At 52.1% G+C, this 21521-nt stretch carries 17 protein-coding genes; 1 reads left to right on the top strand and 16 read right to left on the bottom strand.

Going from position 1 to position 21521, the window contains the following annotated elements:
- Positions 1 to 43: 43 nt before the first annotated feature.
- The 14 genes from I6L39_RS13870 to I6L39_RS13935 form a co-directional block, all read right to left on the bottom strand.
- Complete coding sequence (locus tag I6L39_RS13870; RefSeq protein ID WP_216989962.1) at positions 44 to 1363, bottom strand: capsule biosynthesis protein; 1320 nt, start codon at positions 1361 to 1363, stop codon at positions 44 to 46.
- 7 nt (positions 1364 to 1370) lie between these two features.
- The gene (locus tag I6L39_RS13875; RefSeq protein WP_216991797.1) at positions 1371 to 3425 is read right to left on the bottom strand and encodes a capsular polysaccharide biosynthesis protein; all 2055 of its coding nucleotides are present in this window, start codon (positions 3423 to 3425) and stop codon (positions 1371 to 1373) included.
- Positions 3426 to 3479: 54 nt separating this feature from the next.
- Positions 3480 to 4550: a galactosyltransferase-related protein gene (locus I6L39_RS13880; RefSeq protein WP_254203645.1), complete on the bottom strand. Its 1071-nt coding sequence runs from the start codon at positions 4548 to 4550 to the stop codon at positions 3480 to 3482.
- 12 nt (positions 4551 to 4562) lie between these two features.
- Complete coding sequence (gene galU, locus I6L39_RS13885; protein WP_216989963.1) at positions 4563 to 5435, bottom strand: UTP--glucose-1-phosphate uridylyltransferase GalU; 873 nt, start codon at positions 5433 to 5435, stop codon at positions 4563 to 4565.
- Positions 5436 to 5651: 216 nt separating this feature from the next.
- Positions 5652 to 6263 (bottom strand): hypothetical protein, encoded by a 612-nt coding sequence (locus I6L39_RS13890; protein ID WP_216989964.1) that lies wholly within the window; start codon positions 6261 to 6263, stop codon positions 5652 to 5654.
- Positions 6264 to 6519: 256 nt separating this feature from the next.
- Positions 6520 to 9630 (bottom strand): glycosyltransferase, encoded by a 3111-nt coding sequence (locus I6L39_RS13895; RefSeq protein ID WP_216989965.1) that lies wholly within the window; start codon positions 9628 to 9630, stop codon positions 6520 to 6522.
- A 47-nt stretch (positions 9631 to 9677) separates the two neighbouring features.
- Positions 9678 to 10928, bottom strand: a complete 1251-nt coding sequence (wecC, locus tag I6L39_RS13900) for a UDP-N-acetyl-D-mannosamine dehydrogenase (protein WP_216989966.1) — start codon at positions 10926 to 10928, stop codon at positions 9678 to 9680.
- 65 nt (positions 10929 to 10993) lie between these two features.
- The gene (wecB, locus tag I6L39_RS13905; protein WP_367948254.1) at positions 10994 to 12169 is read right to left on the bottom strand and encodes a non-hydrolyzing UDP-N-acetylglucosamine 2-epimerase; all 1176 of its coding nucleotides are present in this window, start codon (positions 12167 to 12169) and stop codon (positions 10994 to 10996) included.
- 50 nt (positions 12170 to 12219) lie between these two features.
- Positions 12220 to 13212 carry a glycosyltransferase gene (locus I6L39_RS13910; protein ID WP_254203647.1) on the bottom strand — a complete coding sequence of 331 codons (993 nt, stop codon included), beginning with the start codon at positions 13210 to 13212 and terminating at the stop codon, positions 12220 to 12222.
- 182 nt (positions 13213 to 13394) lie between these two features.
- Positions 13395 to 14597 carry a sugar transporter gene (locus tag I6L39_RS13915; RefSeq protein WP_216989967.1) on the bottom strand — a complete coding sequence of 401 codons (1203 nt, stop codon included), beginning with the start codon at positions 14595 to 14597 and terminating at the stop codon, positions 13395 to 13397.
- 15 nt (positions 14598 to 14612) lie between these two features.
- Positions 14613 to 15263, bottom strand: coding sequence for an ABC transporter ATP-binding protein (locus I6L39_RS13920; protein WP_216989968.1), 651 nt, complete (start codon positions 15261 to 15263; stop codon positions 14613 to 14615).
- A gap of 11 nt (positions 15264 to 15274) precedes the next feature.
- Positions 15275 to 16075: an ABC transporter permease gene (locus tag I6L39_RS13925; protein WP_216989969.1), complete on the bottom strand. Its 801-nt coding sequence runs from the start codon at positions 16073 to 16075 to the stop codon at positions 15275 to 15277.
- Positions 16076 to 16134: 59 nt separating this feature from the next.
- Positions 16135 to 17895, bottom strand: a complete 1761-nt coding sequence (locus I6L39_RS13930) for a polysaccharide biosynthesis/export family protein (protein ID WP_216991801.1) — start codon at positions 17893 to 17895, stop codon at positions 16135 to 16137.
- Between the two features lie 29 nt (positions 17896 to 17924).
- A complete protein-coding gene (locus I6L39_RS13935) occupies positions 17925 to 18170 on the bottom strand; it encodes a hypothetical protein (protein WP_254203650.1) in 246 nt (81 codons plus the stop codon).
- Between the two features lie 1110 nt (positions 18171 to 19280).
- On the opposite strand from I6L39_RS13935, the gene I6L39_RS13940 reads away from it, so the two are divergent.
- A complete protein-coding gene (locus tag I6L39_RS13940) occupies positions 19281 to 19805 on the top strand; it encodes an acyloxyacyl hydrolase (RefSeq protein ID WP_216989971.1) in 525 nt (174 codons plus the stop codon).
- 66 nt (positions 19806 to 19871) lie between these two features.
- Here I6L39_RS13940 and I6L39_RS13945 read toward each other — a convergent pair whose 3' ends face one another.
- Together I6L39_RS13945 and pflA are read right to left on the bottom strand one after the other, a co-directional pair.
- Positions 19872 to 20513 (bottom strand): energy-coupling factor ABC transporter permease, encoded by a 642-nt coding sequence (locus I6L39_RS13945; RefSeq protein ID WP_216989972.1) that lies wholly within the window; start codon positions 20511 to 20513, stop codon positions 19872 to 19874.
- Positions 20514 to 20611: 98 nt separating this feature from the next.
- Positions 20612 to 21454 carry a pyruvate formate lyase 1-activating protein gene (gene pflA / locus I6L39_RS13950; RefSeq protein ID WP_084203104.1) on the bottom strand — a complete coding sequence of 281 codons (843 nt, stop codon included), beginning with the start codon at positions 21452 to 21454 and terminating at the stop codon, positions 20612 to 20614.
- Positions 21455 to 21521 lie beyond the last annotated feature (67 nt).

A 21521-nucleotide genomic window follows, 5' to 3' on the forward strand; every position in this document is an offset into this window, starting at 1 on the left:
CAAAAAAGCCCGCATCCGCGGGCTTTTTCCTGCTCGGTATGAGTCAGAGCATGGTCATCGGTGTCAGCATCTCCTCGGTCAAAAGGCAAAATGCGCTCAAGATGGTCATGCTCAAGGCCCCGACAACGCCGGAAGAGAGGGTTTGGCGTTTGCTCTTCTGGACAGAAGCCGATTGCTCATTGTGTTGGTCTATCTTGTTCACCACGGCCATGGCACCCATGTCCAGATGACGGTAGAAGCTGGCATTGAGCTGGGTCAGATGCAGCAATGACTGACGCATCCGTTCGAAGGTCTCGCTGCAAACCGGGCTCTGCTTGTGCCAGAACTTCGCCAGCGTGCCCCGGGTGGTGAGCCCTGGCAGGTCGTAGAGGGCCCTCCCCATGCAGTAGGTGGGTACCTGGTGCAGCAGCGCGGAGAGGCCAACCGTGCTGTTGATGGTGATGACCCCCTTGAGCAGCGGATAGAGGGTGGGCAGTGGCAGTTCATAACCATAGAACACCCGTCCTTCCAGCCCGAGCAGCGTGATAAGCCGGTTGATCTGGGGTTGATAGCTGACATAGCCCCGATCCATGGGGTGGTGTTTGAACAGCAGTACATCCTCGCGGCGGGCGTGCTCGGCGAAGGAGTTCATCACCTGGGCGATCATCTCTTCCACCCCGCTCAAATCCGAATGTTCACGGATCTGAAAGTCTTCGGTGACCTGCAGGGGCACGAAGAAGATGTGCCCCTGATGCCGGGGCAGGGCCTTGAGCAGGGAGTGGTCGCTCCATCTGTGCTTCCACTTCACCAGGCCCCCCGCCACCCAGCCCCTGGCCTCCTGATAGAGGCTCCAGGGTCTGTGATTGACGAAATGGGGATAGCGCCAGCGTAAAAGACTCTTGTTGATGTGGTAGCGGCTGGCATACCAGGCCCGGCGGGCGAAGGTTTTGCCCACCTTCAGCCGCGCCTCGTAAGGGGTTGGCCAGGTCATCTCGGCCAGGGAGTCACGTTTGGCATAGAGAGGGCTGAAGGCGTTGACGCCTCCTTGCTCCAGCGTCACAAAGTCGGGACGCAGATAGCCCTCCTCCATGGCCCAGACGCGGATTTTTTTCAGCTTGCAAATACGGATGGCCTGCTGGTGGTAATAACGGCAATCACCGTAACAGATGAGGCTGTCGATGCCATGGCGCTTGATAAAGCGGCGAAAGAAGGTGTTCCAGGTCTCCGGCTTGCCGGTGAAGCGTTCGTTATGGCCTACGCAGCGCCAGCACTCATCCCCCCCGTTGAAATGGATCTTGTAGACCTCGTGACCGGCGTCGGAAAGCGCCTGGCTGAGGCTCTGAAAGAAGGGGCCCAGCGGTCCTTGCAGCAGCAAAATCTTCATGTACGACTCATCTCATCAACTGGGGAAAGGAAGGGCGTTGCAGCAGGGCTTGCGCCAGATAGCTCAGCTTGACTTGCCAGCGTTGCCAGCGGCTCGACTTGTGGCCGGAGGATTGACCTTGCGCGGCCAGTTGGCGGATCAACTGCTCCGGGCTTATCCAGAGTCCGCTCTGCCAATCGATATAGAGCGGATAGGCCACCAGCGTCAGATAGACCAGTGCCGCCAGGGGGAGCTTGCGCTGGCGCCGGGCCGGGGGATGGGCATCCGTGGTCAACCCCCAGCCACTGTAGAAGGGCTGACCCCAGGTCGTCACCTTGACCCCTTGTACCAGCGCCTCGAAGCCGCTCAGGGAGGTCATGGTGTGCAGTTCATCCACGTGGGGGTAGAGGCTGGTGAGGCCGATATCCAGCACCTGGCTGTCCACGCACTCCGCCAGACAGGCTGCAGAAATGGCGCCGGCCCGATTGCCCGCCACCACATCCGGGTGGGGTTTGTAGAGGATGTGGGCCTCTGGCTTGGCGGCGCGCACCGCCCAGAGCAACTGCTCGTTGCTGCGAATGGTCGGGCTGCCGGTCAGGATGGAGGCATCCCCATCCACCTGACCCACCACCAGCACCAGGGGACGGCCATCGGCGGGGGGCGTGAAGTGCGTCGGCGCGCCGACATTATACTTGCTCACCTTGTTTTGGCGCAGCAGAGTGAGCAGTTGCTCACCCCGGTCGAGCTGTGACTGGGTCAGCTCCTGGTAATTGAGCAACTGTTCAAGCCCGCTGGGGCTGCGGCTGTCGAAATAGATCCCGACCGGATCCAGCGACAGGGAAGAGGGGCGACACAGGTTGGAGCCCAGCCCCTTGGAACGGATAAAGCCATCCTCCACCCGGATGGCCGAGGTGAGCTCTGGGTAACGACTGCCCCATACCAGCACCTGCTCGTCACCGGTCAGCCGTTTTGGCGGCTTGCGCACAAAGCAGAGCTCTTCGGCCAAGGGCTGGCAGAAGGCCTGCATAAAGGCGCGCTTCCACAAAGAGAACCCCACCAGATAGAGCCTGCGCCAACGGGGGGCTGTCTTCTGCTGGCGGGCGATGATGGCGATCACCTCTTCCACCTCGCAGCGTTGGCCAATCACGGGATCCAGATAGCGGGGATAGCAGATCAGCGCCGCCGCCACTAGCTGGGGCAGTGACACCTGAACGGTGCGGCGTTCACACTGTTTGCTGTCCTGGGTCAGACCCCACCCCGCATAAAACGGCATGCCGAAGCAATACACGGGTTTGCCCAGCAGGAGCGCCTCGAAGCCGAGCTGGGATGACACTGTGTATACGGCGTCCACCAGATTGAGCAGGGCATGGGGATGACAATGGTCGGCAACGATCTCTACATCGCTCGGTCTCAGTCTGGCCAGCACGCCACTCTTCTTGCCAAAGCGGGTGTCCGGGTGGGTGCGCAGCAAGAGGCGAGCATCGGGATGATTGCGCCGTGCCGTTTCCACCATGGCGATAAAGTCCGCCTCGCTGGCCAGGGCGCCGGGAATGGAGAGGTCCCCGGCCACCTGATCCACCAGCAAGACTCTGGGCCTGCCGTCTTGCCGCAGGCGCTGGGCCAGCGCCGCGGGCAGCCCGGCGACATCCTTCACCATCAGGCTGGGTGACGAATAACTTGAGAGAGAGGTGGGTCGCTCGGCATAGCAGTTGTATTTGGTGACCCCAAGGCGCACCAGCTCGTGGACAAGCCGTTCGGCTCGCGCCAGCATGGCGGCGTCATTGGGGGTGGCGATCAGCTGTTCGAGCCGGCTGGGCTGGCGGGCATCGTAATAGATGCCGACCGGATCGGCGATAAGGGATACCGCCTTGCCGCCATTGGCAGGATGGCCGATATAGCCGATAAAGCCATCTTCCAGGTGCCAATAGGGCAGGCCCAGATCTTGCGCCTGCTGCTTGATCTGGCGGGCATTGGCCTTCTGGCCCCAGCCAATCAGCGCATCCCCCGGCTGGGGGGAATCAGGGGAAACAAGGCGCGCCAACGGCTGGTCAAGGCAGGCGCTGATCTGGGCGCTGCGGGCCATAATGCCGCCAGATTGAGTCCATAGAGTCATGCAAAATACTCAGATAAAAAGAGTTCAGCGAGACGCGGGCTTGAACATGTCTTTGAAAAAAGCCCGTGGGTTGAGGTACAGCTTGCGAACTTTGCGCCACAGCGGGCGCTTGAGCGTGATCCCATCCTGCCAACGTAACAGTCCCGGGTAATCACTGACGGGATACCCCGCCTCTTCCTGCAGGTGGATCATCCACTCCCGAAAGTCCGGCAGCTCGCCATTGAGGTCATTGCAGGGCACCACGGGCCCCTTAAGAGGGCCTCGCTCAGCCTCGCTGCGTGACAACATCTGTTCCAGCATGGCGTCGTTGCCTGCACGGCGACGATGATAGGGATGGGTCAATGGACGCGGGTGCCACTGATGCACCAGGAAGCGACCGGCAAACAGGTGGGGGAGGGCATAGTAGCTGAAATAGCGACGAAAGCCCTGATAGTCCCCTGGATGCTGCGCCTTGATATTGAGGGCATAGTCATCCGGCCGCGGCCCAATGGGATAGTGACGGGTAAGCCGGTCGATAAGCTCCAGATCCTCGCCCCCATGGCCCACAAAGCGCTCGTCAAAGCCGCCCAGTTGCAAGAACCACTCGCGGTTCATCAGCAGGCAGCTGCTGGCCAGGGCGATCCCCTCCACCCTGTGATTCTCCCCGCGCAAGAAGGACTCCAGACAGCCCTGAAAATCGCCGTCAAAGCGCTCGGTCTCTTCCTTGGTCAGATAGAGGCAGGGGTACATCTCAAAGGCGGGTTGCCCTTCGTAAGCACACAATCGGCTGCGAGCGGGAAGCTGCTCGGCCAATTGCTGTGAGCAGAGAAGGTCCGCATCCAGGATGAAGAGCGAACGTGTGGTACTGCGCTCAATGCCATGACAGCGAGCCAGCCCCGGCGAGTAGATAGGAAGGGGCTGTGAGTCTTCCAATATCCGGGCATCAAGCCGCCCTGTTAGCAGATGGTGTTGGTTGGTCGGAATCAAAATATCCAGATCACCTGCGATAAAAAGAGACTGGAGGCATGCCTCCAGTCTCTTTACCGCGGAATCCAGACTACCCCGCCCATTCTGCTGAAAGTGGAACGGTGTAATAACGCTGAGATCTCGCGACATGGTGCCCTACGTTCAGTGTGCCAGCAGTTCTTCGAGATAGGCTCGCAGCGTGTCCGACAACTCGGGATGGCGCAGGCCATATTCAATGTTGGCTTTCATATGGCCCAGTTTGCTGCCGCAGTCGTAGCGGATACCGTCAAACTCGTAAGCCATGACCTCTTGCTCCTTGAGCAAATCGGCTATGGCATCGGTCAACTGGATCTCACCACCGGCCCCGCGCTGGGTCTGCTCAAGCAGCTCAAAAATGCGTGGCTGCAGTACATAACGTCCGACGATGGAGAGGTTGGATGGCGCCTCCTCACGGGGCGGTTTCTCCACGACGCCATTGAGTTTATACAGGCGTTCGCTCACCGCTTGCGGCGCAATGACACCATACTGGCTGACTTTTTCCATCGGTACGGCTTCTACAGCCACGGCCGAGCAATGGCTCTCGCCAGCAAGGCCAATCATGGTGTCGAGGCAGGGAGTCTTGTCACAGTGGATCATGTCGTCAGCCAGCAACACGGCAAACGGCTCGTTACCGACGATCTGCTTGGCACACAGTACGGCGTGGCCCAGCCCCAGGGCTTCAGTTTGACGAACATAGAAGCAGTTGACGCCGGCGGGAATGATGTTCTTGACGGTATCGAGCAACGCCTTTTTACCGGCTTGCTCGAGCTTGTACTCAAGCTCGAAGTTGCTATCGAAGTGATCCTCGATGGCACGCTTGGTCCAGGATGTAACAAAGATCAGGTCGGTTATACCGGCGGCAATAGCCTCCTCAACTGCATACTGGATCAGTGGTTTATCCACGACGGGTAGCATTTCTTTCGGACATGCCTTGGTCGCGGGCAGGAAGCGGGTACCCATACCCGCGACAGGAAATACCGCTTTTTTTATTTTCATACCACGCCCTGAAATAGGTGTTAAGTTAACAGTAGGTAATAGCTATCAATTAAATGCTTAGTGATCTAAATATATGTTGGCTAATTGTCGGCTTGACATGCCGCGCTCAATAAATAATCACCCGCATGGAAAGGTAATAATTTTTGATATATATTAATGTAACTCGTGTTTTTACTAAGGTACTAAGTTATTTTAAATTAACGTTTAAAATAGATATTATTCGTCGATTTTTAAATCTTTTTTTAAACTTAGACATATTATCTCACTTATTTTAAGAAGTTGTTCTTTCGATAATCCAGAGAGGCTTTTTTCAATAAAGTTGGAATGCGTACCATTTCTAAGGGCTGGCTCGAATCTTGACTGAAACTTTGCCAGATAGTCCTCCCATGGTAGAAATGGATGGTAGATATGATTGGCTTTTTTAATGGCTGTGTTGATCAACGGGATGGTGGTACTGAAGCAAGAAAAGTTCAATCCTGAGATTGCAGATAAATCAAAGCATTTTAATTTGCTTTTAATAGCAATGGTGGAGACAAATGTTTCATCGTTTGGACATTGTGTTTGTGATTTGGAACTAAAAGACTTAATTCGATAATCTTCACAAATTAAAATTGCTGCTTTGCTCATCCTAGTAATGGGGAACGAACATGAGTATACATCATCTGATATAGATAAACCTGTCTTAGTCCAATACCCGCTTGGATTGGCAGGGCCAAATCTTGGTGCTAAAAAGTCCATATCATTATTATTTAGGTCTAAAAAAAAGTTTTTACAATTGTTCCCGAAATCGATATCTGGCTCCAATAGCCAATACATCGCTCTATCCACGTGCTCCTTGAATGCATAGTAAAATAAATCACCACATAACCAGCCGAATCTATTAGGTAAGATTAGGTTTTTTTTATTGGTGTAGTCACTTAATGACACAATGTTTTCGTAATTTTCATAGCACTTGTCTGAGGTGGAGTCGTCAACTATAAAAAAGATGTCATCTTCATTTATGCCGAAGTCATTCTGTAAGCAATTATATACTCTCAATTCTTCACTTGAAATCTTATGGCACCTGATCCCAATTGCAAATTTTTTATTTAACATCGCTTCCCATCTCAATAAGTAATTTATATGCAGCGTGTGAATCACCAATTATAGACTTCATGCTAACTTCTTTAAGTTTACTTAATTCACTATTTTCTTCACATAAGGCCCAAACCTTTGCACCAGAGCCAATGTAATCGCTGATTTTTGATGGCAGATAGGGATTTATCCCTTTTTCTTTAGAGACTTCAGCATCATTGACTATCAAGCAATCAAACTCCTTGATTACTTTAAGGAAGTCAAGATAGTCAAGATAGCCATTGATCTTAATCATGTCAGAAAGGCCATTAGCATTTACGAAATGAGATGCATCATCTTTTTGTTCTGTGAAAACATGTAGAAGAATATTATCATGACCATGTTCTTTGTATTTTTTTAAAGCATGGACAATATCATCAAGATTTCGCTTTGAATAAAATGCGCCAAAGTAGCCAATATTTTTTATCTTTTTATTTAGTGGGTACGTTGAATTCCCTAGGTTATAGTAAAAATTTTCTAGTGTAGGATGTTGAGAGATTCTTGATTTATTGAGTGCAAGGTTCTTGATTTCCAAGTCTTTTATCATTGAAAGCATGTAATCACGTTGATTAGCGCAAGTAAAAATTATTTCGTCAGCAAAAAGGTAGGGGAGAAGTTCACACCACAAGTAGAGATTATCATTATCTTTATATTTAAATAGAAGGGTGTCAATTATTATTGACTTACCAAGCACATTCTCCTTGATGAAGTTGAGGTCGAGCTTGGAATATCTTTCTTGCGATTTTATATCCCACAAAATTGGGTCGGAAAACTCGGCTATCCATTTAATCGCAGGATCTTCTTTTTTTACAAGGAATGCAGCAAAATGGGATGCGGGCCACATAGCTCGACTGTAAACATCTTCATAGCTAGATTGTTTTCTTGTTGCCCACTTCAGTGTTTCAATCGCAAAACCGTAAATGCCTGACCAGTTAGCAAAAGTGGATGGGGTGTTAACTACCTTACGCTGCTCTATCAAATCGTTAACAAGGAGGTTGAGATCGTTAGAAGTATTTCTCACCTTGCTCATATTGTTATGCACAACATCGACAATTTTCCCATCAGCTCTAAGTCGCTTGGCCATAACGCAAGCACTTGTATCGACATAGGGTGGAAAACAATAAGAGATGATGAGAGACTTAGCCTTCCCTCTATTGATTACTTCATATGAGAAGTCTTCGAGCGATAAAGATTTGAGCTCAAGGATTAACTCTTCCTTATACTCTGGCGACTCATTTATAAAATCCCTTATGAAAGTAGACTGTGCATTTATTTTAGATTGAATAAATCCAAACTGCTCTTTATCGTCAGATTTGTCCTGTAATGACTTCAGCTCCTTTATTACCTGTAGTCGTTGGCGGATACAAAAATCAAAAGTCGATTTCTGTCTTGAAACAGAGTTTTGCGTAATCCTTCTAATATAGAATGCATTATCTGATTCTGGTACTGCAGTGATTTTTGGTTTGAATTTAGATATGTAGTCACAGAAGAATACAACGTCTTCACCACTGCGTAGATGTGGTACAAAACTAATTTTCTTAAGGTTATGAGTCGGAAGAAGTTTGCATGCAATCATAGTCGTGATTGCCGTCACGTCATTATATGAAATCGATGTTTTTATTGACGCTAGTAAATACTGGTTATTGGCACTGTTATCTTTGATTATATCGCCACGTTCATTGATGTCATGAATTCCACTGATAGTAATACTATTTGGTGATCTTTTATTATACAGAGACTGGATATAGTTCTCTGTGATCATGTCATCATTATCTAAGAACAATGTGTATTTGCGATTTGCATAGCCAATAGCAACATTTCTCGCATTAGATGCGCTAGGCATTACATCATGATATATAACTACATCTATATCATTATTTTTTATTTTGAAATCTTCATATAAAGGAATCGAACTTGTGTCATCGCCATTAACAATAATCACAAGTTGTATCAGTGACTTCGGAAATGTTTGCTGGAGAATTGAATGAAGCATATCCGGAATTGTGTTATTGCCTTTGTAACTTGGAATGATAATGCTTACACCATCCAGCAAAGACATGAAATCTGTATCATCATGAAGTAAGTCGATTTCTTTTTCGACACCGCGATGATTAAAGCTGTTTGTAATCCTAATACTGTCTTTGGAATTCCATATTTGGAGTCCAACTAGAATCGATACAGCTGAAGATGGAGGAGTGAATTTTAGCTCAACAAAATCTTCATTCTTGAATATATCAAGGTAAATATATCTACCGACGGTAGACGAAATATATGTTCCAGGAATAGAGCCATTAATTTCATTGCCGTCATCATTTAGGTAAATGATTCTAGCAAGAAGATCTTTATAATTTATTTTTTCAGGTGAGTGTGGGTAAAAACGAAAAATTAATTCGGTGGTTCCTATTGGTGTGAAGCTAAACCAAGTAGGTGTCTTATCAAGGGGTATGTATTCATTCTCACCGAGATTTGTAAATAATTTCAGCTTTGATTGGTAGTATTCCTGAGTGAAATTTTTCTGCGCTTTAAAGGGCCGAGAGGATTGAGTTATGACTTTGTTAGTATTGCGCCGTTCTTTTGCTATTTTATTGATTTTAGTTAATTTTATGAACAATGAAAGCAAACTCTCGTTATTCTTGCGATACATTATCAATGTATTTCCTAGCAAGAAGGAAAGAGAGTTTTTTGCTTTGAAAGTACGTTCCTTTTCTTTCTCAATCTCTACCTGTAATTCATGATTTTTTATTTCTAATGTATACACATGCTCTTTTAGAGCATTAAAGATAGTTTTGTTTATTCCATCCCTTTCAGCCGAAATAGCAAGTTGTTGATTTTCGGCAATAAGAGGTTTCAAATAATCATGTTGCTTTTTTTGCAATATTTTAGAAATTAGGAGAAAATGCTCTTTCTGACTCATTATCTCATTATGTAGCTGCGCTAGTTCTTCTTTGAATAGTATTAAGTTTTTTTCGTCTGATACCTTAGGCTGTTGAACTAATAAATCACTTTCGCTAGAAAGTTGCTGGTTATTTACAGGTGCTACAATGTTCTTTTTTATAAATTTCTTTTTTTGCCGTGCTTTCATAGTAAAATAGTGGACATTAATGCCCACTTTTCCTTATAAAGTTGTTTTTATGCGTTAACAAAATTCAGTTGCTTTGCATTTTTTATATCGGATGCATTGATGCCAATGAATTGTTTGTGCTTGACAAGAATAAGGACTAAATCTGCATTGTTTAACGCATCAGAAATCGATACCAACGTGACATTATTACGATTTTCCAGCACCGGCGGCAGGGTCTCGATATTGGGTTCAACGGCCAGGATCTGGTAGGCCGGGTTGCTCGCCAGGGTCTTGGTGATATCCAACGCCGGGCTCTCACGCAGATCGTCGATGTCCGGCTTGAAGGCCAGGCCGAGGCAGGCGATCTTCGGGTTGGCCAGACCGGCGATGGCTTGCTCGACCTTTTCGACCACATAGTGGGGCTTGTAGTCGTTGATCAGGCGCGCCTGGTGGATGATCTTGGCGGTATCCGGGTTCTGGTTGACGATAAACCAGGGGTCGACCGCGATGCAGTGACCGCCTACGCCGCAGCCCGGCTGCAGAATGTTGACACGCGGGTGGCGGTTGGCCAGCGAGATCAGCTCCCACACATCGATGCCCTGCTTATCACAGATCAGCGACAGTTCGTTGGCAAAGGCGATGTTGACGTCGCGGAAGGCGTTCTCGGTCAGCTTGCTCATCTCGGCGGTGCGCGCTTCGGTAGCGATGCACTCACCCTTCTTCACAAACATCTTGTACACCTGGGTGGCCGCCTGGGTACTGGCTGCATCCATGCCACCGATGATGCGATCGTTCTCGACCAGCTCACGGATCACCTGACCAGGCAGCACGCGCTCGGGGCAGTGCGCCACAAAGATGTCAGGGGTCTGGCCTTTCGCGACGGTGTGCGGGAAGGTCAGATCGCTGCGTTCTTCCGCCAGCCACTTGGCCATCTGTTCGGTGGCGCCAACCGGCGAGGTGGATTCCAGCACCACCAGGTTTCCCTTCTCGAGGATTGGGGCCAGGGCACGCGAGGCGCTCTCGATGTATTTAAGATCCGGCTCGTGTTGGTCGCCTTTAAACGGGGTGGGCACGGCGATCAGGAATGCATCGGCCTTCTGCGGGGCGGAGTGTGCGCTCAGGTGACCATCGGCGACCGCTTGCTTGACCAACTCTTCCAGACCTGGCTCAACGATATGGATCTTGCCCTGGTTGATGGTATCTACCGCATGCTGGTTGACATCGACCCCGATGACGCGAATGCCGTTGCTGGCGATGACGGCGGCGGTCGGCAGACCGATATAACCCAGACCGATGACGGAGATAGTCTCAAATTTCATGATGTATGTGCTCTCAACATATTGGAGGGGCTACCCACCCCTCGTGTGGTTTTTAATATTGTTTATCAGGCAACTTGCAGGCTGCTGTCGATCTGCTGACCCAGGGCGCCACCCAGGCCAAGTACGGCATCCACAATACGTTGGCTGGTCTTGCCATCCCCGTAAGGGTTATTGGCATGACTCATGACTTGATAGGCCAGTTCGTCATCGAGCAGGCGAGTGGTCTCTGCCACTATGGTCGCATCGCAGGTGCCCACCAGACGCACCGTACCGGCCTTGACGGCCGCCGGTCGCTCTGTGGTGTCGCGCATGCACAGCACCGGCTTGCCCAGGGTTGGCGCCTCTTCCTGAATACCGCCCGAGTCGGTCAGGATGAGGTAGCTGCGCTTCATCAGGTAGACGAATGGCAGGTAGTCCTGAGGTTCAATCAGGTGCACGTTGTCAAACCCGGTCAGGTTGCGCTTGACCGGCTCCTGCACGTTGGGGTTGAGGTGCACCGGATAGACGATCTGCACATCATCGCGCTTGGCCAGTTCAGCCAGCGCCTTGCAGATGCGCTCGAAGCCTTCGCCGTGGTTCTCACGGCGGTGACCGGTGACCAGTACCATCTTCTTGCTGGCGTCGAGGAAGGGGAAGCGGGCGGCCAAGTCGCCGTTGAGGGCGGCGTCGCCATCGATCTTCGCCGAGACATCCAGCAGGGCATCGATCACCGAGTTGCCGGTGATAAAGATGGTCTCGGGGGCGATGTTCTCCATGATGAGGTTCTTCAGGGAGCTGACGGTCGGGGTGTAGTGCTGGTCGGCGATGCCGCCGGTGAGACGGCGCATTCCCTCTTCGGGCCAGGGGGAGTAGATATTGCCGGTGCGAAGACCAGCCTCGACGTGGCCAACGGCAACCCTGTGATAGTAGGCAGACTGGGTGGCGGCGAAGGAGGTGGCGGTGTCGCCGTGAACCAGGATGCGATCCGGCTTGAACTCGGCAAATACCGGTTTCAATCCCTGCAAGATGGCCGTAGTGACATCGGTCAGATCCTGGCCTGGCTTCATGATGTTGAGGTCATAGTCAGGCTTGATTTCAAACAGATTGAGTACCTGATCCAGCATCTCTCTGTGTTGTCCGGTGACACAGACCCGCACGTCAATCTTGCGATTGGCCTGGAAGGCCTTGACTATCGGGGCCATCTTGATGGCTTCGGGTCTGGTCCCGAACACCATCAATACCCGCAGCATTTTCGTTGGCATAATATTCACTCCCGTGTGAAATAATTAAGTTTCGTTTTGTTCCAAACTACTTAATAAAGGCTGAGCTCATGATTGAGCTGTGTCAGCCGGTGCTGCCAGGTGTGCTGTGCCAGCACTATATCCCTGGCTTGCTTGCCGAGTTCGCTTCTCTGTCGAACATCGTTCTGCAATCGTACACTCCACTCTCGCGCCGCTTCTCCATCCGGCACCGCGATAATGCTCTTGCCAAAAATATTATCCATGGCCAGCGAAGGGGTGCTGATCACAGAGCAACCCGCCGCCGCCAACTCGAATACCCGACGTGACAACATCGTCGGTGACTGGCTGATGGTATTGATATTCAAATAAAGCTGGTATTGCCGATAAGCCTTGGCTACCAAGGCTGGTGAAATAGCCTGTTTGCAGTAGGGCTGCAATGTATTCGGATAACTGCAACCATTATTTTTCTGCCAGAAGCGATCGAAAATAATCAGCCCCTGGTCTCGCAGCGCATACAGTAATTCTTCCTGAGCCCGACTGCGCTCGGCCAGCTCATTGCCATAATAGCCACCCAAAAAGGCGATACCCGGCCCTCGCTCTCCTGCATCGGCTGGTTGATACCAGTGCGGTTGGGCGGCAAACATCAGCACGCCGATATGTTGAAAGCTCTGATGAGGCAAAGCCCGGTAACGATCCAGTGAGTCGGCATCCGTGGTGTAGACCACATCAAACAGAGCTGCGGCATCAGCAAAACGTTCGAAATGGAAGGGATCTTCCTTGTTCCAGAATATGGTGATGATCTTTCGCTTGCGACAAAACTCTACCAACCTGCTCAGCTCCGGTTTATTGGGGGAACTGTGAGCATAACTGGCTATTTTCCCTTTCCAGCTGTCTTTGTAGCCTCGCCAGGCAGATTCAACAAATAAAAAATCGGGCTTATAGAACCTTAATTTCCATTGCCAATCCAATGGCGTGATATGAATCAGGTCTGCATCGGGTGTCAGGCTGAATGTCGTGAATTGGTCCGCCACTAGCGCAATGCGCGGACGTTTATTTTTATACAAAAGAGTTGACTCACAGCTTAAATAACGTTGGGCTCACGACATTCACACGCAGATATGACAGGGGCATGAATTCTTTCGCCAATATGGCGCCTTGATCAGGCGCCTCGGTAATATTTTTGCTAGTTTCCGGCCATCAGAGATGAAGGCGATGCTCGAAAACCGGTGGCGATTCAGTCGCTCTATCAGTCTTGGTGCTCACGCAGGGTGGCGAGGCCCATTACGATCAACCCATAGAAGAGGAACAACAGTACACCGACGGTGGCCAGGTTGTAGAGACGGCGAGGGTATTCCGCATCTTGGGCCAGGCTCGGGTGACTGATGACCAGCAGGTGTTTGAGCTTGCGATATGCCTCGACCCTGGCCTGCTCCAGGCTGATAAGACCCGTCTTGTAGAGGTCTGCCGCCAGAGTTGCCTGGGTCTGTACATCCAGATAGCCGGCGGTGACTTCATTCATGGCGTTCTTGTCCTGGCCGGTCAGCTTGGCCCGCTCCTGCTCAAGTTGTCTGGTTAGGGCATCGACCCGGCTCTGCACAGAGATGACTGCAGGGGCGCTCTCTTTCATATAGCTGCGCAGTTGTTTGAGCTGTGCCTGCTGGTTTACCAGCTCGGCCTCGATCTGGCTGACTACTCCGAGACGTGCGCTGCTGGTGGATTCGGGGCTGATAAGCTGGTGGCTGTTTTGAAACGCCAGTACCTTGGCCTTTTCATCCTGTAGCCGTTGATAGGCGCGATTGACCTCTTTCTCGACGAAGGCCAACTGATCCAGTGCCACCTGGTGCCCCAGCTTGTTGATAAAACGCTCGGACTCCTTGAGCATCATACCCACCACCTGCTGGCCATATTCGGGATCAAACGCCTGCAACTCGATGGTGAGCACACCCGATAGTTCGTCCAGGCGCAGCGTCAGGTGATCGCGGTAATATTCGATAAAATCTTCCCGGCTGACATCCTGGGGGAGACGGGAGAAATAGTCGGCTTGGCCGCTCTGGTAATGGGCCTTGAGATCAAGTTCTTTGTCCAGTTTGGCCAGCAGATCCCATGAGTTCAGGTAATCCTGGATCAGCAGCACATCCTGATGATTGCTGCCACCTATACCCAGCATCGACAGGGCATCGGGCAGCATCTTGATCTGGTCCGCCTGCTTGATGATGATCTCCGCCCGGCTCACATAACGGTCAGAGGCGATCACCCCGAGATAGAGTGCCGCGATGGTAAAACAGGCCAGCACCCAGAGAAAACTGCCGAGCTTGAGGCTCTGCTGCCAGGAGCGGTGGGCAATTTGGAAGCCGCTGGAGTCGATAAAGAACTGCTTAGGCTCATTGCCGAGCTTGCGCAGTTTGCGCATCAGGCGTGAGGGTCTTTCCGGTCTGATTGGTTGAGTCATGTTAGTTGTTGCTTGTTATAGATTCTGGTAGATGCGGATGGCGTCATCGATATTGTCGAAGATTTCCAATGTGCTGTTGCGCAGCAAGATGCCCATGTCACACTGTTGACGCAGGTTTTTCATATCGTGGGACACCATGATCAGGCTCGCCGTCTCGCGCTTTTGATTGAAGGTATCGATGCATTTTTGCTTGAAGCGAGCATCCCCCACCGAGGTGATTTCATCGGTCAGATAAATATCAAAATCGAAGGCCATGCTGACGGCAAAGGAAAACTTGGACTTCATGCCGCTGGAGTAGGTTTTGATCGGCAGTTCGAAGTGCTGGCCTATTTCGGAGAACTCCTTGACCCACTCCTCCACTGACTGGGTGTCGCGCACGCCGTGGATACGGCAGACGAAACGGGTGTTCTCCCGTCCCGTCATGCTGCCTTGAAAGCCACCGCTGAGTGCCAGGGGCCAGGAGACACGACACAAGCGGGTGACTTTGCCCTGATTGGGCGTATCCATCCCTCCCAGCAGACGCAAGAGGGTGGATTTTCCTGCCCCGTTAACCCCCAGAATGCCGATATTGCGATCTCGCGGCAGCTCGATGCTCACATCCCGCAACACATAGTTGCGACCAAATTTGGTGGGGTAGTACTTGGATACATTGTCAAGAATGATCATGTAATTTCACTTTAGCTGGCGATCAGCCGGCGATGGCTCAGGCGATAGCAGCTCATGGCAAAGGTCAGCAGCAGCAAGGTCATGCCGGACAAATATGCCCAACTAACGTTGGGGCTGGCGTAGCCTGCAATCCAGCCACTGCGTATGAGCTCGAGGGCATGCACCAGCGGGTTCCACAAAAACCAGTGTTGGTACTGAGCGGGTATGGCCGCCAGCGGATACATCACGCAGGAGATAAACATCAGTGGCATCATCAACAGATCGAGGAATTTATTCGCCTCTTGAAACAGATTACAGAGCACGCAAAAGACGATACCGAGGGAAAACGAGAAGATCATCAGCAGGAAATAACCGAGAATAATCTGCAAGGGATCGGCCGGTATGGCATCGAACCCGAACCAGAGCAGCCCCAGGATCAGGATGATGCCCACTATCATGCCTACCATCATCTCGAGCATAAAACGGGCAACAAAGGTGGCAAAGGGGGTGACTTGGCGGTAGCAGAACAACCCCATGTTGGCACTGACTGCCGATTGCAGTTTGCTCACGACATTCTTGAAAAAAATAAAAGGCAGATAGCCGGCGGTGATAAACAAGGGGGCCGGCGCCCCACCAAATCCACTGTGACCGCGCAGCCCGAAGATCAGGCTAAATGCACCGATGATCAGCAAGGGATCGAGCAAGGCCCAGGCATAACCGAGTCGATAGCTGCCGAAGCGGGTCTTCAGCTCGCGGATAAGCAGACCAAAGGTCACATCGCGCAGCACCTGCAAGGGTGTGCGAGGTGTTTGATTGAGAATGGGTTTATGCATTGGGTCATTTACCCTATGACAGACTCGCCATCGGACGAGTCTGTTGTTTATCCGGGAGGTTAGTTACCCAGTACGACGTCCGCCGCCACGGCGATCTGATAGATGATCTGGGTGATGTCTTTGACGGATTGCATGGTTTTGCTATCAACCTTGGGCAAGACCAGGATCTGGTCTCCAGGCTGGACACTACCCTGGCCCTTGAACTCCACCAATCCGTTGGCATGGACCACGGCGATGCGCTTGTCGTTGGCACGCTCGGTAAATCCACCTGCCCACGCGACATAGTCGTCGAGGTCCGCATTGGCGTTATAGACCACGGCTTGCGGCATCAGCACCTCTCCACCCACCTGGATAAGGTCTGTCTTGTTCGGGATGACGATTTGGTCGCCCTGCTCCAGCTGGATATTGGCGATGATGCCTTTATCCGATACCACGACCTTACCGAGTGGCTGGATCTTGCGGGCCTTGTCCACAAACTGCATGACCAGTTCGGCCTCTTTGGCGCGGATGGCAGCCTCCCCGTCCGAACTGGCGGGAGCGGTGAACACGCTGCGTTCCAGTCGGTTGAGCGACTCATCCAGCATCTCTTTTTGTCTGGCTGCCACGCTCTTTCGCATCAGGTAGATGGATTGGTAGTCCGCCAGTTTGGGGTCGATGGGAATGTGGTTGAGCAGGTCGTGCAGCTTGGTCTCTTTGCGGACGGTGAAATAAGAGGGGCCCATATAACTGCCAGTGACCTGCACATCGTACACCTGCGCATGCATGTCATCGTTGAACAGGACTTTGTCCCCATCTTTAAGCTGCACCTGTGCAAAATCTTTGTAAGGAAGATAAATGGAGAAAGGGCCGTTTGGACGATCACCTATGATCCCGACGTGACTCACCTTGGCGAGGGGGAGGGCATAATTGACCAGCTCGGAGCCCAAGGTGTTGCGCTCTTTCAACTCGAAGCGGAACGGATTGCGCACCTTGCCAGCCACATTGATCATCGGTCCCTGGGGTTCCACCAGGATCACATCCTGATCCTTCAGCGAAAACTTGGGCATTCTGCCTTGCTGCATGAATTCATACAGATCGATCTGCTGGATGACTTGATTTTGGCGTAACACCTTGATCTGACGATAGCTGCCCCGTTCAGAGTCGATGCCACCCGCACGCTTGAGGAAGTAGAGCACGCTGTCGGAAGATTGCCCGGCATATTGGCCTGGGCGGATCACCGGACCGGTGACGAAGACGCTGACGGGAGTGGTGGTCAATAAGTTGACATAGATATTGACGTTGTTGGTAAACACATCCCCAATCTTGCTGGTGACCAGGTTATTCACTTGGTTGGCGGGCACGTTCTTGACGTTGATAGGCCCTACATCGGGAATAAAGATATTGCCCTGATTATCGACAGTCACGACGTTGGAGAAGTTGACGGCACCCCAGATCCAGATATTCAGTTTGTCACCCGGCGCTATCAGGTAATTGTCGTTCAGGCCGTCACTGCGCTCTGTTTCATATCCGCCCGCAAAGAGATTGGCGCCGTAGGGGGGAGGGAGTCCAGCCTCGGCCTGTGGCAGCAGTTTGCGCACATCAGATTCGCCCGGCAATAACATTCCTTGTCGGTTTTGCTGGGTGAAGCTGCCTGTCGTCGAGTTAGTGTTGGCCTGGGCGCTAAAGGCCGATTGGCCACCGAGTTGGGGGCCTGTGCTCCCCGAGAGGCTATAGCCAAATGACTGTCCGCTGAGTTGTGCCTGGTCAGGTGCTGCGGCAGACATGGTAGGGCAAGAAGTGCTGATGAGAAACAGGAGGGTACTCAGTTGACGAATGTTCATTGTCTTCAAAACGTTTACCTTCAAGTTTATTAGTCAGCCAACAGGTTGCCGATAGATGCCTGTTCCAATTGGGGCACTAAGTACCATAGACCTTCTTCACTCTTGCATACGGCACTTCTCTGTGAGTGACCTTGAATGTTGTTGAGAAATAGCTCAGCACACTCACGTCCTAGAGCAGATACATAGCGTTGACCAAGGGTGAATGTAGTGCTGTTTGTGTTGAGCGTCGCCCCTTGAGGCAAGGTGTTGAGGGCCTGCTGCATCTCTGCTGCCATAGGCTGATGCTCGTTGGAAGCCGATGAATTAACAAGGGGTCGAGACGCTTGGACTTGCTTTGGCTCATATGCGCAGCCAGCTATTTGCAGTGCCAGCGTTAACGCTAGGAAATGGGTCGTATAACTCATATGTCAATATTTTCCACGAAGTAGAAATCTGAAGCCTGAGGGATAAACTGGGGCGCCGTTATGTTGTAAGAGTGCTTTGTCATTATCTTGGTGAGGATGGCGCCGTTGAGCTGAAAAATGGTAAAGCTACCGCACGGAAATGTCATAGCTCCGGACGAAAAGCAGAAAAATACAGACGTAACGATGCGGCAGGTAATTAATGATTACCCGCGCTATCGATATATATTATTTCGCACCTATGATGTGACATGGTGGCCAAATATGCGTCGCGCATACTACCATTGAGGTTTCGTATGGGTCAACACAAACATGTATCTCTTTGAGACCCCATGACCATAACACATTGTATTGCCATGGCAGAGAGTCCTAGTTGTCTAATACAATGTATTTGATTTTTATTAAGTTTTGGTTCAGCTTCTCCTCAGGGATTGGGGGGCATGATAGCCATCTGCCTGTACATTAACTGTACTGTTTCGTTCTGGAAGTTATCCTGACTACCACTCTTGTCATCATCTTCCATCGATGAAGATGGTAATGGTTGAGCCACCTTATTCAGGGGGCTGTCCCCGAGACGTTTTGGTCGGCCCTATTATGCTTATTTCAGGTATTGAGGGTGGGGGGCACCATGGACAACGGCACCTTCTTCGCACTGCTTCGCTCTTTTGCACAGCTCAGCCCATGCAACTGGTGCGGGCTCAAGAGCAACTTCATGACCACCTAAAACGTAACCTGCTGCACTAGGCCCTCGCTGACCACTACAATGCGTTCTTTATCAGATTATCTTGGTTGCGCTTGATGGATAAATGAAACTGAAACAGTGAATTAATCTGTATTTTTCTTTCAGGTACTACATATGTAGACCAGTCTACTTAAACGGTGTGATTTTTTAGTTTTAATATCCATTGGACAACCCCCCTTCTGACTGACTATGCCTGAAGTGTGCTTGGGCGCTTAAGCATAAAAACAGGATAGGAGGGGAACATGGACGTGAAGGCTCTCTTAGTTGTTGGATGGATTGGTTTGTGGGCGAACTATTCGAGTGTTCATGCCGATGACAACATCATGGCTTTGCAGCTGGGAACACCAGCCGAAAGCGAGAAACTCGACATATTTACTGTCGATGTGAAATATCATCATATGTTCTGGCAATGGGATGAAACGGATTGCCAGCTTGGTTTGGGGGGGCGTGGCGGCCTGTTGGATGTGGGTCATGAAGAAGGGGCAAGACTGGGGGTTGGGGCTCGCGCCGAATGTCTATTGGGCAATTGGGTCGTATGGATGCCGTTTGAAGTGCTGTGGCTAAGCAAATATGAGTTTGGGCACAGGGGAAATGGCTTCAAGGACTATGGGGGGCCTGTCCAGCTATCGACAGGGTTGGGACTGGGTTATGCCTTTCATAAGAACTGGATGGTAGGCTACCAATATGAGCACATGTCCAACGGCAAAATGTATGATTCTAACCCCTCGCTTGATAGTCATACTCTTCATATAGAATATAGATTCTAGGTTGACAGGCTTGGTACGGTATGGCGGTGGTTATTACTCCCTATGCCGCTTATGTGAAGCAATTTATCAGCGCCCCAGATACTCCCGATCGAAGAAGGTGTTGACCCAGTGGGGGCGATAGACGGCGAGCAGTGTCATGGTCATGCCGTTGAGCAGGGCCTCGGGGAAGAGCAGCAGGGGCCAGATGGAGAGGTAGTCGGCGCCGATGGTGTGCCAGGGGTAGGTGCCGCTCATCCCCATCAGCAGGGCGCTGGCGATCACCTTGACCGAGATGCTGAGCGCGCCGCCGAGAAAGGCGGCCACGAACAGGTAGACGAAGAGGTGGCGGGGCAGCCAGGCCCAGCTCGCCAGAAACAGCAGCCAGCTGGTGGCCACCGGCAGGGTGACGCCGATCAGGGCCTGCCAGCCGATGTCCGCGAGTTCGGTGACATCGAAGGCCGCGAGGATCAGCAGGGTGAGGCAGGGTGCGAGCAGGGCGAGGCGCCAGCCCAGCAGCAGGGTCAGGCTGGTGAGGCCGAGAAAGTGGATCTCCAGCCCCTCGTGCAGCCCGGCCCGCAAGGTCCAGAGCGGCACCAGGACGATGGCGCTCCCCAGGCAGAGGTGCTGGTAGAGCGGGTTGGCGTGGAGGGTGCGCAGCAGGGAGGCGTTCAGGCTGAAGGCGAGCAGCACCAGCCAGAGCAGGAGGGCGGCGACTTGTCCTTCACTCATGACCTGTTCCCTCGGATGTCACTGTCGGGTGATAACGCCCTGATGGGCGCTGGCGGCGCAATGAAAAGAGGCCGCCCTCTGCCGGGCGGCCTCCTGTCTCAATACTTCACGTTGGGGTGATACTTGCCGAGGATGCCCTGGATCCTGTCCATGGTCTCCTTGCTGGGGGGCTTGATCCCGACCAGATCGTAAGTGTCTCCCAGCACGTCCCACTTGTGCTTGCCGAGTTCGTGGTAGGGCAGCAGCTCCACCTTCTCGACGCACTCCCCCAGTTCGGCGATGAACTGGCCGAGCCCTTCGGCACTCTCGTCATCGTCGGACCAGGTGGGCACCACCACGTAGCGGATCCACATGGTCTGGCCGCGGGACGCCAGATAGCGCGCGAACTCCAGGGTGTACTTGTTGCTGACGTGGGTAAGCGGGATGTGCTTCTCGTCGTTGATCTGCTTGATGTCGAGCAGCACCAGATCGGTGTTGTCGAGCACCCGATCGAGCAGCTCGTCGTAGTGACGCACGAAACCGTTGGTATCCAGGCAGGTGTGGATCCCCTGCGCCTTGCAGGCGGCGAACAGCTCGGCGATGAACTCCTGCTGCAGCATGGCTTCGCCACCGGAGGCGGTGACGCCGCCGCCCGAGGCATTCATGAAGTGGCGATAGCTGGTGAGATCCTTCATCAGCTCGGGCACGGTGACCTCGCGGCCGCCCTGGGTGTCCCAGGTATCCCGGTTGTGGCAGTACTTGCAGCGCATCAGGCAGCCCTGCATGAACACGATGAAGCGAATGCCGGGGCCGTCGACGGTGCCGCAGGTCTCGACGGAGTGGATCCTGCCAATCACTTCGGTACTGCTGGCGTCGCCGGCTTCAACGGCGGGGATCCGCTGTGCGCCGTGGTCGGCAGGCCCCTTGGTTTCAACGACAGGGTTCCGGTTAATGACTGACATAGACGACTCCAATGGTTCGGACAGGGTACTAGCGGTCGTTATTTTATGACAGAAAGCCCTATAAATC

The sequence above is a fragment of the Aeromonas sp. FDAARGOS 1409 genome, assembly GCF_019048705.1.
In the GTDB taxonomy this organism is placed as follows: Bacteria; Pseudomonadota; Gammaproteobacteria; order Enterobacterales; family Aeromonadaceae; genus Aeromonas; species Aeromonas sanarellii.